The organism is Kitasatospora sp. NPDC003701, assembly GCF_053587085.1.
Genome location: NZ_JBSFNM010000037.1, coordinates 81,576 through 92,550, shown reverse-complemented (window position 1 = coordinate 92,550; position 10,975 = coordinate 81,576). Strand labels below are relative to the sequence as shown.

Annotated in this window: 10 protein-coding genes and 1 pseudogene; 9 read left to right on the top strand and 2 right to left on the bottom strand. The window is 72.4% G+C overall.

Annotated features, from left to right (window positions below):
* Positions 1-95 (top strand): annotated as a pseudogene (locus tag ACWDRR_RS28950) (enoyl-CoA hydratase); the annotation flags it as partial.
* 257 nt (positions 96-352) lie between these two features.
* Here ACWDRR_RS28950 and ACWDRR_RS28945 read toward each other — a convergent pair.
* On the bottom strand, positions 353-1,585 hold the full coding sequence (locus tag ACWDRR_RS28945) for an acyl-CoA dehydrogenase family protein (RefSeq protein WP_449775190.1): 1,233 nt from the start codon (positions 1,583-1,585) through the stop codon (positions 353-355).
* Positions 1,586-1,604: 19 nt separating this feature from the next.
* Complete coding sequence (locus ACWDRR_RS28940; protein WP_449775189.1) at positions 1,605-2,783, bottom strand: acyl-CoA dehydrogenase family protein; 1,179 nt, start codon at positions 2,781-2,783, stop codon at positions 1,605-1,607.
* A 543-nt stretch (positions 2,784-3,326) separates the two neighbouring features.
* Here ACWDRR_RS28940 and ACWDRR_RS28935 point away from each other — a divergent pair.
* The 8 genes from ACWDRR_RS28935 to ACWDRR_RS28900 all read left to right on the top strand — a co-directional run bounded on the left by ACWDRR_RS28935 (position 3,327) and on the right by ACWDRR_RS28900 (position 10,911).
* Positions 3,327-4,487 carry an isopropylmalate synthase gene (locus ACWDRR_RS28935; RefSeq protein WP_449775188.1) on the top strand — a complete coding sequence of 387 codons (1,161 nt, stop codon included), beginning with the start codon at positions 3,327-3,329 and terminating at the stop codon, positions 4,485-4,487.
* Between the two features lie 86 nt (positions 4,488-4,573).
* Complete coding sequence (locus ACWDRR_RS28930; protein ID WP_380572082.1) at positions 4,574-4,759, top strand: lysine biosynthesis protein LysW; 186 nt, start codon at positions 4,574-4,576, stop codon at positions 4,757-4,759.
* Between the two features lie 4 nt (positions 4,760-4,763).
* Positions 4,764-5,615 (top strand): ATP-grasp domain-containing protein, encoded by an 852-nt coding sequence (locus ACWDRR_RS28925; protein ID WP_449775187.1) that lies wholly within the window; start codon positions 4,764-4,766, stop codon positions 5,613-5,615.
* Positions 5,612-6,667: an N-acetyl-gamma-glutamyl-phosphate reductase gene (argC, locus tag ACWDRR_RS28920; protein ID WP_449775186.1), complete on the top strand. Its 1,056-nt coding sequence runs from the start codon at positions 5,612-5,614 to the stop codon at positions 6,665-6,667. The genes ACWDRR_RS28925 and argC overlap by 4 nt, the downstream gene beginning before the upstream one ends.
* Entirely contained in the window at positions 6,664-7,467 is an 804-nt protein-coding gene (locus ACWDRR_RS28915; protein ID WP_449775185.1) for an amino acid kinase family protein, read from the top strand. Before argC ends, ACWDRR_RS28915 begins: the two co-directional genes overlap by 4 nt.
* Positions 7,468-7,479: 12 nt before the next feature.
* Positions 7,480-8,043, top strand: coding sequence for a type 1 glutamine amidotransferase (locus ACWDRR_RS28910; RefSeq protein ID WP_449775184.1), 564 nt, complete (start codon positions 7,480-7,482; stop codon positions 8,041-8,043).
* A 106-nt stretch (positions 8,044-8,149) separates the two neighbouring features.
* The gene (locus tag ACWDRR_RS28905) at positions 8,150-9,265 is read left to right on the top strand and encodes a Glu/Leu/Phe/Val dehydrogenase dimerization domain-containing protein (protein ID WP_449775183.1); all 1,116 of its coding nucleotides are present in this window, start codon (positions 8,150-8,152) and stop codon (positions 9,263-9,265) included.
* Positions 9,262-10,911 carry an AMP-binding protein gene (locus ACWDRR_RS28900; protein WP_449775182.1) on the top strand — a complete coding sequence of 550 codons (1,650 nt, stop codon included), beginning with the start codon at positions 9,262-9,264 and terminating at the stop codon, positions 10,909-10,911. Before ACWDRR_RS28905 ends, ACWDRR_RS28900 begins: the two co-directional genes overlap by 4 nt.
* Positions 10,912-10,975: the final 64 nt, after the last annotated feature.

Here is a 10,975-nt window from a genome sequence, read left to right as displayed (position 1 = left end):
GCCGGCTCTTCCACGCCACCTTCGCCACCGCGGACCAGAAGGAGGGCATGACCGCCTTCGCCGAGAAGCGCCCGGCGAAGTTCACCCACCGCTGAGGCCCGTTCCGGGTGGCGCCGGGAAATTCCGGGAGGACCGGCGATCCGCGTCGGGCGGCCGTCGGCGGCGCGGCAAGGGATATTCACGTGCGGTGCTCCGGAAGATGAATTCGGCGTGACCTACGGCGGTCGAGTCGGAATTCGACCGGCCGGCCGGTCCAGGCAATTCGACCGGCCGGCCGGTCGCGGTATTCCGGTGGTTCTTCCGGCCCGGCCGGAGCCGGACCGGAAGAACCCGCGAGGTGCCGAATTCCGGACTACGCGGGAACGGCCCCGGCGGACTGCGTGAGGCCGTCGAAGCCCGCCGGGTCGATGCCCAGACCGGCCGGTGCCACCCAGTCGAAGGGCTGGTAGACCGCCGGGCCCAGGCCCAGGCTCTCGGCGACCGTCTCACGGAGCCGGTTGGAGGTGAACCCGCCGATGACGTTCATCTGGGCGTCCCGGTAGAGGCGCTCCACCTCGTGCCCCCCGGTGACGCCGGCCGCGCCGTGGATCTGTACGGCGCGGGCGGCGACCTCGACGGCCATCTCGGTGGCGTAGATCTTGAGCATGGCGATCGCCTCCCGGGCCGACCGGCCGGCGGCGAGCTCGGTCACCGCCTTGCGGGCCAGGACCCGGGCGGCGTCGATCTGGGCCCGGGACTCGGCGAGCTGGGTCTGCACGCCCTCCATGTGGGCCAGGGGCCGGCCGAAGGAGACCCGTTCACCCGCGTACCGGACCGACGCGTCCAGCGCGGACTCGGCGATGGCGATGGCCGAGACGGAGATCAGCAGCCACCCCCAGGCCATCAGCTCGGCCAGCTCCCCGGCGAGTTCACCGAAGGGCACGGGGACCACGTCGGCCTCCGAGACGACCGCCTCGGTGAAGACGATGCCGCCCCAGGGCATGCCGCGCAGCCCCATCCGCGGCGTCTCGTAGCGGCGGACGCCGGGCTGGTTGAGGTCCACGAAGGCGAGGCACCAGTCGTGGCCCTCGTCCCCGGGAGCCTTCTGCCGGCGGGCGAGCGTCACGGCCAGGTCGGCGTCGGGCGCATTGGTGATCTTGGCCTTCTCGCCGCTGATGACGAACCCCCCGCCGGGGGCTCCGGCGGGCCGCACGGTGGTGCTGTAGGTGCCGGCGTCGCTGCCCGCGGGCGGCTCCACGATGGCGAAGCAGGCCAGCTTCTCGCCGGAGATCAGCGGCTTCAGCAGCCGGTCGTACTCGCTCGGCCGGCTGTAGCGGGAGATCAGCTTGCCGCAGAGCAGGCCGGACACGGTGGCGGTCCAGTAGCTTCCGGGGCAGGCCCGGGCCAGTGCCTCCATGGCCTCGAGCTGGGTGAGGCCGTCGGCGCCGGTGCCGCCGGACGTGGCCGGGTGGAACAGCCGCAGGTAGCCGCTGTCGATGATCTCCGTCCAGTTCAGCGAAGGCATCCGGCTCTCCGCGTCGGTCTCGGCGGCCCGGGAGGCGGTCCCCGGGAAGCTGAGGACGGTGCCGCGAGGTGTGTCGGTCATGTCGGTATCAGTCCTCACATCAGCCGAGCCCGAGCAGGGACGCGGCGATCACCGGGCGCAGCACCTCGGTGCCGCCGCCGGTCTCGGCGAAGAACAGTGCGTCGCGGTGCGCCCGCGCGATCAGGTGGTCGTTGGTCAGGGCGGCCGGGCCGGACAGGCGCGCGGCCCCCTCGGCGACCGCCCGCGCGGCGGCGGCCACGAAGAGCCGGGCAGTGGCGGCGTCCTGGCGGGTGGGCCGGCCGCCGGAGTCGAACTGCCCGGCGGCCCGGTACAGCAGCCCGGCGGCCAGCTCGCACCGGGTGGCGAGGTCCGCCAGCGTGAACCGGACGGACTGGGCGTGCGCGAGGGGCCGGCCGAAGACCCGGCGCTCGCCGGCGCCGTCGACGGCGTCGCGGACCAGGGCCCGCATGACGCCGAGCCAGGGCGCGCTGGAGAAGACCCAGTCCAGCGACGCCAGCAGCGGCTCCACCTCGGCCTCGGCGCCGCCGACGGTGCCCAGCACCGCGTCGTCCGGGACGTGGCAGCCGTCCAGGACCAGCCGCCCCCAGGTGCAGGTGCGCATGGCCGCCGGCGCCGACTCGGTGATCAGCAGTCCGGGGGTGGAGCGGTCCAGGACGAAGGCCGTCCGGCCGCCGCCGTCGTGGGTGGCGACCACCAGGAAGTGGTGGGCGACCGGGCCGCCGGCGACGAGGTCCAGGTCGCCCGTGAGCACCCAGCCGCCCAGCCCCGGCGTGCCGGGCCGGGCGGTGACGGTCGGGGCGAGGGCGGCGCCCTGGGTCTGCCGCAGGGACACGGCACCGATCCAGTCGCCGGAGGCCATCAGGGGCAGGTAGCGCTCGCGCTGGCGGGGGCTGCCGAAGGCGCGCAGCGGCACCGTGGCGAGCACCGCGTGGACGCCGACGGCGAGGGCGAGGCCCGGGTCGCGGGCTCCTTCGCCCAGGCCTTCGAGGAGGGCACAGGTCTGGGTGGCGCTGAGGCCGCCGCCGCCGAGGGCGCGCGGGACCAGCGGCCCGGCGAGGCCGGGGCCGGGGCGGGCGCCGGCCAGTTCGGCGAAGAGGGCCGGGTCCCAGCGGCGGTCACGGTCGCGCTGGGCGGCGGTCGGCCGCGCGACGCGCTCGGCCAGCTCGCGGGCCGCGGCGGCCGACGACGGGTCGCCGGCCCCCTGGGCGGCAGGCTTGAGTTCCTGTGGAACAACCATCGGAAGTTCTCTCCTTTCTACGGGCCGTGCTCAGATCGGTAAGAGGTCGCTTCCCCCGGCGCTGCGGGGTGCGTTCGCACGGTTCGTCCGGTGTCTTCTCACGCTTTCCATGACTCCGTTCTCGGGTCCTGGGGGTGCGGCGGTACGGGACGGCACACCGTCGGGGAGCGCTCGACGGCTCGCGGGGCCCGCCTCCGGGCCGCTCTCGTCCGGTGCCGTCGGCCCCCCGCCGCTCGGCGCGGATTTCGCGCGCCTATTCAGCGATACAGGCCGCTCGGAGGTGTGTCCACAAAATTGTCGGCATGCCGACGAGAAGTCCGCACAGCTCACCGTCCATGACGTTCCATCACAGTCCTTGACAAGCTCCTGACATTGGCGGTGTTGTCCCTTCACAGCGAGATCGACCACCATATTTCTCGAGCGCACTGCGCATCGCCGCTCTTTCGGCCCTGCTTCATTCGTACATGCCGCATCGCGAGAATTCAGGCCGGAGCCGAGGTCGGCGCGATTGGGAACCCGGCTCCGGAAAAGGAGGGAACGCACATGGCAACAGCAGAGCACCTGAAGGAAGACGTGCCCCCGCAGGGGCTGCCCCAACTGTCCGACGCGACCTTGCGGGACTCCGCGCACATGGCCGGCGTCGAGTTCGGTCCCAAGGACGCCGCCCACATCGCCGATCTCCTGGTCCGCACCGGCGTCGAGCTGGTCGAGGTCGGGATGATCTCCGGCCCGTCGACCAAGGACGCGGACCTCATCCTGGCCACCCACGAGGCGGTGGGCCCGGAGCGCTCGCTGAGCCTGGTCGTGGTGCGCGACCGCCAGCAGGTGGTCAAGGCGCTGGACGAGGCCAAGCGGCTGGGCGTGCGGTCGGTGATGTTCTCGATCCCGACCTCCGAGCAGCACGCGGCCCTCAAGCTGAGCTCCTCCAGCACCAAGTACCTGATCGCGGTGGCCCGGGCGGCCATCGTCGCGGCCAAGGAGCGCGGCTTCCACGTCACCTTCAGTGGCGAGGACGGGGCCCGCACGCCGAAGTCGCGGCTCGTCCCCTACGTCGAGGCGGGCTTCGAGGCCGGCGCCGACCGGTTCCGGCTCGCGGAGACCGTCGCCTACCTGTCGCCGTGGCAGATGGAGGACCAGATCCGCAGCATCACCGAGATCGACGGCTCCGAGATCGAGATCCACTCGCACAACATGCTGGGCATGGCGGTCGCCAACTCGCTGGCCGCGTACCGGGCGGGGGCGAAGTGGATCTCCGCGACGGCCGGCGGCATCGGTGAGCGCGGCGGCAACGCCCCGCTCGCCGAGCTGCTCACCTCGCTGCGGGTGATCTACGGCGACACCCGCTTCGACCTGAGCCACCTCACCGAGCTCACCAACGCCGCGCTGCGCGGCGCCCGGCTCGGCGACGCCTTCCAGTCCGGCCCCACGGCCCCGCACGCCTTCGCCTACGAGCTGCCCGGCCAGCTGACCCACCCGGAGGCCTACGAGACGCTGGCCCCGGAGATCGTCGGGAACTCCCGCGAGCTGCGCGTGCGCACCCGGCTGACCTCGCCGCTGGTCAAGTGGGCCCTCGACGAACTGGCCGGGTCCGTCGACGTCGACGCCTTCACGGCCTGGCTGACCGTGCGTCAGGAGCAGGACGACCGCGACCTGCTGGACCGGGACGCGATCCGCAAGGCCGCCGTGGAGTTCCAGTCCGTCTGACCGGCTCCGGCGCCCCCGGACCCCACCTACCACCTCCCAGATCCACATCCACCGAAGAACACCGAAGAACGACTACGGAGATGACAATGTCTGCTGGCACGTTGACCGGCCTGTGCCCCGAATGCGAGACCGATCTGACCACCCCGCCGCTGGTGCAGGGCGAGACCATCGCCTGCCCCGAGTGCATGCTGACGCTCCGGGTGGAGGACGTCGTGGAGGGCCGGCTCAGCCTCCAGATGGTCGAGGTGCAGCTTCGCGATTGGGGCCAGTAACCCCATGGAACGAACTGTCGCCATTGTCGCCGACCGGGTCGGCTGGGAAGAGCGCCGGCTGATCGACGCGGCCGCGGGCCTGGGCCTGCGCGTCGAGTGGGTCAACGACGAGTCCCTCTCCCTGGGCGACCAGGAGTCGGCCTCGCTCGGTGGCTTCGCCGCCGTGCTCATCCGCAGCCGCAGCTACACGCGGGGCGGCCTGATCGCCACCGTGGCGGAGGCGGCCCGGATCCCCACCCTGAACACCGTCTCGGCCATCCAGGCCTGTGAGAACAAACTGACGCTGCGCGCCCAGCTGCGCGCCGCGGACGTGCCGGTGCCCGACTACCGTCTCGTGCTGTCCCGGCGGGACTTCGAGAAGGCCCTGGCCGAACTGCCCCCGCCGGTCGTGCTGAAGCCGGTCTTCGGCGGCATGGGCAAGCGGGTCACCCTGCTGCGGGACGCGGACACCGCGCACTCGGTCTACGACTACGTCGAGGACCTCGGGCACGGGTTCGAGCAGGCCTCGCTGGTCGAGCCCTACCTGGCCGGCGGCTCCTCGCTGCGCTGCTTCGTGGTCGGCCGCGAGCTGGTCGCCATCGCGGAGTTCCACAGCGCGGGGACGGACTGGCGCAGCAACGCGGCGCTGGGCAACCGCAACCGCGCGGTCGACCTCGACCCCGAGGTGCAGAAGATCGTCGACGGTGTGCTGGACGTCCTCGGCGAGGGCATCTTCGGCATCGACCTCTTCGCGACACCGGGCGGCTACGTGGTCAACGAGGTCAACCACGCCCCGGCCTTCCGGGCGGTGGCCTCGGCCACCGGGGTGGACATCGCCACGGCCATCGGCCGCTACGTACGGGAGGAGATCGGATGATCCGGGTCGGCATCTTCGGAGCCTCCGGGCTCGCCGGCGGTGAACTGATCAGGCTGGTCGTCCAGCACCCCGAGCTGGAGCTGACCTTCCTGGGCGGCAACGCCAGCGCGGGGCGCCGCCCCGCCGAGCTCCACCCGGGCCTGCGGCTGGACCTCGGGCTGACCATCGAACCGGTCAGCACGAACCTCGCCGGCCGGTGCGACGTCGTCTTCCTCGCCACGCCCGCGACCGCCTCGGCGGAGCTGGCCGCGCGACTGGCCGACGAGGTGCCCTGCGTCATCGACCTCAGCGGCGCCTTCCGGATCCAGACGCCGGCGCTGCACGACCGGTGGTACCCGGACGTGCGGCGGGCGGACGGTCTCGCCGACCGGTTCGTCTACGGCGTCCCGGAGCTGATCGGCGACCAGCTGCCCGGTGCCGCGCTGATCTCCCTGCCGGGCTGCTTCGCCACCGCGATCACCATCGGGCTCGCCCCGCTGGTGATCGGCCTCGGTCTCAACCTGAAGACCGTGGTGGTGGACGGCAAGACCGGCTCCAGCGGCGGCGGCCTGTCCCTGCGGACCGCGGACCTGCACCCGCTGCGCAACGGCGCCATCGCGCCGTACGCGCCGGCCGGGCACCGGCACGCGGCGGAGGTCAAGGACTTCCTGGAGCGCAGCAAGCCGGGCGGGATCGACTCGCTGAGCATGTCGGCGTACGGCGTCTCGCACGTGCGCGGGCTGATGGCCAGCTCCTACGTGTTCACCGACGACGAGGTGGACGCGCGCACCCTGAACCGCGCCTACCTGCGCTTCTACAAGCAGCGCCCCTTCGTGCGGGTCCGCCGGCACAACGAGACGCTGATCCCGGTGCCCGACCCGCAGGCCGTCCTGGGCTCCAACTACTGCGACGTGACCGTCCTGCACGACGAGGAGGGCGGCCGGATCGTGGTCCTGGCGGCACTGGACAACATGATCAAGGGTGCGGCGGGCCAGGGGATCCAGGTCCTCAACCTCCGCTTCGGCCTGCCCGAGGAGACGGGTCTGACCATGCAGCCGGTGATGCCCGCATGACCGGGACGACCGCCACCGACACCCCGACCGTCGTCAAGCTCGGCGGCAGCACGGTCGACGACCTCGCCGGCTCCTGGTGGGACGACCTGGCCCGGTTCGGCCAGGACCGCCCGCTGGTCCTGGTGCACGGCTGGTCCAAGCCGCTGAAGAACCTCAGCCCCCGCTACCACGAGCCCTCGGCGATCCTGCGCGACCGGTACGGCAACCAGAGCCGCTGGACGACGCCGGAGGTCATCGAGGACATCAAGACCGTCAGTGCCGAGCTCGCCGAGGACGTCCTGCGACGTCTGGAGCAGCGCGGCATCACCGCCGAGCGGGCGCTCGGCAGCGACGGCCTGGTCACCGCCGGCGAGGGCGAGCGCTGGTGGTGGAAGGAGAAGCAGCTCGTCGAACTGGAGAACCTCGTCGGCCCCATCACCGGCGTGGACCCGACGGTGCTGAAGAACCTCAGGCCCGGCCACGCCTACCTGGTCACCCCGCTGGCGCGGGACGCGGCCGGCCGCGAGGTGAACACCGACGGCGACCGGGCCGCCGCCGCCGTCGCGGGCGGCATCGGGGCCGAACAGCTGGTCCTGGTCACCGATGTCGCGCACCTGCTGATCGACGATCAGCCGGTGCGCCGGATCACGGCGGAGGCCGCGGCCAAGTTCCGGGACAAGGGCGCCACCGGCGGCATGCGCAAGAAGTTGCGCGCCGCGGGGGAGGCCCTGGACCGGGGAGTGGAACGCGTCGTCATCGGCAGCGCACCCGTGACCGACCTGATCGCCGAGCGCACCGGAACCGTCATCACACGAGCGTGAGGAGCAGGGCACGTGGCGAAATCCCGTGTGCTAGTCGTCAACAACGGAACGCTGTCGCTGAAGCAGCTCCGCGGCCGCTTCGAGGAGCTGGGATCGGAGACGGACGTCGTCCGTGCCGACGCGGTACCCGCCGACCTCGGCGGTCGCTACCAGGCGATCGTCCTGAGCGGCACCAAGGTGCGGGCCTATGACAGCGACTTCTACCGGCCGCTCATCGACCTCGTGACGGGCGCGGACGTCCCGGTCTTCGGGATCTGCGGCGGCATGCAGATCATCGCCGTCGCGGCCGGCGGCCGGCTCGCCGAGGGGCCCCAGCGGGTCGGCGGCTACGAGGTGCAGGTCGACAAGGACGAGGCGCTCTTCACCCATGTGAAGCCGACGGTGACGGTCTTCCACCGCCACACCCTCTACCTGCAGGAGGCGCCCGAGGGCTTCCGCTCCATCGGCCGCTCGGAGCACGCCCCGGTGGAGTTCATCCGCTCCGACGACGGGCGGATCCACGGGGCCCAGGCACATCTGGAGTTCCGCAGCGACGGCCTGGAGATTCTGCGAGGCTTCGCACAGCTGTACCAGTGACGGTCCGTCAGCAGACGTGCGCGGCCGCGCCTCCCCGGGCGGCCGCCGCGTCTGCGCGACGCACCGTCGGCTTTCTGAACCCACCTAGGTACCAAAGGACTTCGCAATGACTGTGGAAGAGACCCAGGCACCCGCATTCGCCGTTCACCTCAACGGCAGCGGTGGCGCGATCAAGGGCTGGGTGGTCGTCGACTCCCTCGTCGACGGCCTGGCCATGGGCGGCACCCGGATGACCACCGGGGTCACCGAGGAGGAAGTGGCGGGCCTGGCCCGCGACATGACCGACAAGTTCACCCTCGCCGGGCTGCGCATCGGCGGCGCCAAGGCCGGCATCGTCTCCGACGGCAGCAACCGCGAGGAGACCTTCCGGACCTTCGGGCGGACCGTGAAGCCGCTGCTGCACGGCGGCATCCACCTCGGCATCGACATGGGCGTCACCCCCGCGGACCGGGCCGTGTTCTTCGAGGAGGCCGGCTACGACCCGCGCTTCCGCCTGGGCGCCCCCGACATGCCGATCGACTGGCGCACCTACTACGAGCCGCTGATCGACTGCACCGGGCACGGCGTGGGGGTGGCCGCGGTCACCGCCCTGGAGGCGAACGGCCGCACGGAGTCCGCCCGGGTCGTGGTGCAGGGCTTCGGTGCGGTGGGCCGTGCCGTCGCCCGCTTCCTGGAGGACCGCGGCCACGTCGTGGTCGGCGTCGCCGACGTCCAGGGCACCATCAGCGCGGACCGCCTGCCGGTGGCCGACCTGGTCGCCATCACCGACGAGTTCGGCCGGATCGACCGCTCCCGCCTGCCGCAGGGCGTCACCCAGTCCGGCGAGCCGGACGCCTGGCTCGACGTCGACGCCGACCTGCTGATCCTGGCGGCGCAGAAGCACGCGATCAACGGCGACAACGCCCACCGGCTGCGCTCGCGCCTGGTGGTCGAGGGCGGCAACCTCGCCTCCAGCGCCGAGGGCAAGGCCAAGGTGCTGGCCGCGGGCGCCACCGTCGTCCCCGGCGTGATCGCCAACATCGGCGGCGCCGGCTCGGCGGCCCTGGCCGTCACCCGGGTCGTGCCGTTCCACCTGGAGGCGGAGGCCCGCAAGGCCTGGGTCTTCGACTGGGTCGGCGACCGGGTGCGGCAGAACACCCGCGACCTCCTGGAGATCGCCGCCGGCCGCGCGGGCGACCCGCTGCCCGAGCTGCTCGCCGCCCGCCGCAAGGAGCGCGGATGAGCACCACCGCGCCCGCCGGCCCGGAGCAGGCCCCGGCCCGCGACAGCGCGGCCGAGTACCTGCGGCGCGGCTGGTGGCGCGAGGAGACCTTCCTCGACGACCTGCGCCGGCAGGCCCGGCTGCGGCCGCACAAGCTCGCGGTCGCCGGGCGCCGGATCGGGGAGGCCCGCACCGACACCCTCGACTACTCCGAACTCGCCACGCTGACCGAGCGCTTCGCCCTCGCGTTGGTCGAACTCGGAGTGCAGCGCGGAGAGTTCGTCGCCGTCCAGCTCCCCAACCGCTGGGAGACGGTGCCGCTGCTGTTCGCCTGCATCCGGGTCGGCGCCGTCATCTGCCCGATCGATCCGGTGTGCCAGGAGGACGAGCTGCGCCACCGCCTGGAGCTCACCGGCGCCAGGGTCTGCATCACCGTCCCGGAGTGGAACGGCTACCCGCTCGCCGCGCACCTCACCGCACTGAAGGCCGAACTGCCCCTGGAGCACGTGGTGGTGGTCGGCGGCCGGGACGCCGGCACGGTCTCCTTCGACGACCACTTCGTCGGTGTCCCGTGGGAGGAGCAGCGCGCGGGCGAACTGGACGGGCGCGAACTCGCCCCGGACGACCCGTTCGTGGTGCTGTTCACCTCCGGAACCACCGGCGTGTCCAAGGGGGTGCTGCACAGCCAGAACACCATCCACGCGGCCGTCCGCGGCTACGCCGACACCTTCCTGCTCGACGACAGCCTGGTCGCGGCCGTCACCACCCCGCTGGTCCACTACTCCGGCTTCGGCCAGGGCATCCTGACCGGCGTCATGCTCGGCGCCACCATCGCCTTCCAGGACGTCCGGCGCAACTCCGCCCTGCTCGACCTGGTCGAGCGGTACGGCGCCACGCTCCTCTACGGGCCGCCGTCCACCCTCCTCGACATCGCGCGGTCCCAGCGGACCGACCCCCGCGACGTCTCCACCCTGCGCCACGCCGTCACCGGCTCCGCGCCGGTGCTGCAGGAACTGGTGGACGAGGTGCGCGAAACGCTCGGGGCGCGCACCTACTCGGTGTGGGGCATGTCCGAGTTCGGGCCCGTCACCATCACCCGGCTCGACTACAACCAGGACTGGGCGGCCAGCAGCAACGGCGGGCCGATCGACTCCATGGAGCTGCGCATCGACGACCGCGACGACCCGGGCAAGCGGGCCCAGGTCGGCCGGCTCCGGGTGCGCGGCGCGGCGCAGGCCCTCGGCTACTACAAGCGCGAGGACGTCTTCGCCGCGGAGTTCAACGCCGAGGGCTGGTTCGACACCGGGGACCTGGCGCGCGCCGACGGCCGCGGCGGCATCCGCATCCTCGGCCGGGCCAAGGACGCCCTGATCCGCGACGGCATCGTCGTCCCGGTGACGGAGCTGGAAGCGATCATCTCGCGGCACCCCGAGGTGACCGAGACCGCCCTGGTCGGCACCACCGGCCGGACCGACGATCCGATCCTCGCGGTGGTCGTCACCGGCGGCGCGCAGCCCGGACTGGACGAGATCCACGCCCAGTTGCACGAGGCCGGTCAGGACCCGCGCTTCCTCCCGGAGCGCCTGGTGGTGGTCGACGCCCTGCCGAAGACCCTCACCGGCAAGGTCCGCAAGGCCGAGCTGCGCCGCCGCTACGGCGGGCAGTGACCGCCGGTCCGTCCCGTTCCCGCACCGACCCGTACCAGCCCCCTCCGATCCGTGGAGCACACCC

Excerpts from the sequence above, each read along its gene's own strand:
- ACWDRR_RS28905 (WP_449775183.1), top strand. The coding sequence starts at position 8,150 with ATGACTGTGGAAGAGACCCAGGCACCCGCATTCGCCGTTCACCTCAAC.
- ACWDRR_RS28900 (WP_449775182.1), top strand. The coding sequence starts at position 9,262 with ATGAGCACCACCGCGCCCGCCGGCCCGGAGCAGGCCCCGGCCCGCGAC.
- ACWDRR_RS28945 (WP_449775190.1), bottom strand. The coding sequence starts at position 1,585 with ATGACCGACACACCTCGCGGCACCGTCCTCAGCTTCCCGGGGACCGCC.
- ACWDRR_RS28915 (WP_449775185.1), top strand. The coding sequence starts at position 6,664 with ATGACCGGGACGACCGCCACCGACACCCCGACCGTCGTCAAGCTCGGC.
- ACWDRR_RS28925 (WP_449775187.1), top strand. The coding sequence starts at position 4,764 with ATGGAACGAACTGTCGCCATTGTCGCCGACCGGGTCGGCTGGGAAGAG.
- ACWDRR_RS28940 (WP_449775189.1), bottom strand. The coding sequence starts at position 2,783 with ATGGTTGTTCCACAGGAACTCAAGCCTGCCGCCCAGGGGGCCGGCGAC.
- ACWDRR_RS28930 (WP_380572082.1), top strand. The coding sequence starts at position 4,574 with ATGTCTGCTGGCACGTTGACCGGCCTGTGCCCCGAATGCGAGACCGAT.
- argC (WP_449775186.1), top strand. The coding sequence starts at position 5,612 with ATGATCCGGGTCGGCATCTTCGGAGCCTCCGGGCTCGCCGGCGGTGAA.
- ACWDRR_RS28935 (WP_449775188.1), top strand. The coding sequence starts at position 3,327 with ATGGCAACAGCAGAGCACCTGAAGGAAGACGTGCCCCCGCAGGGGCTG.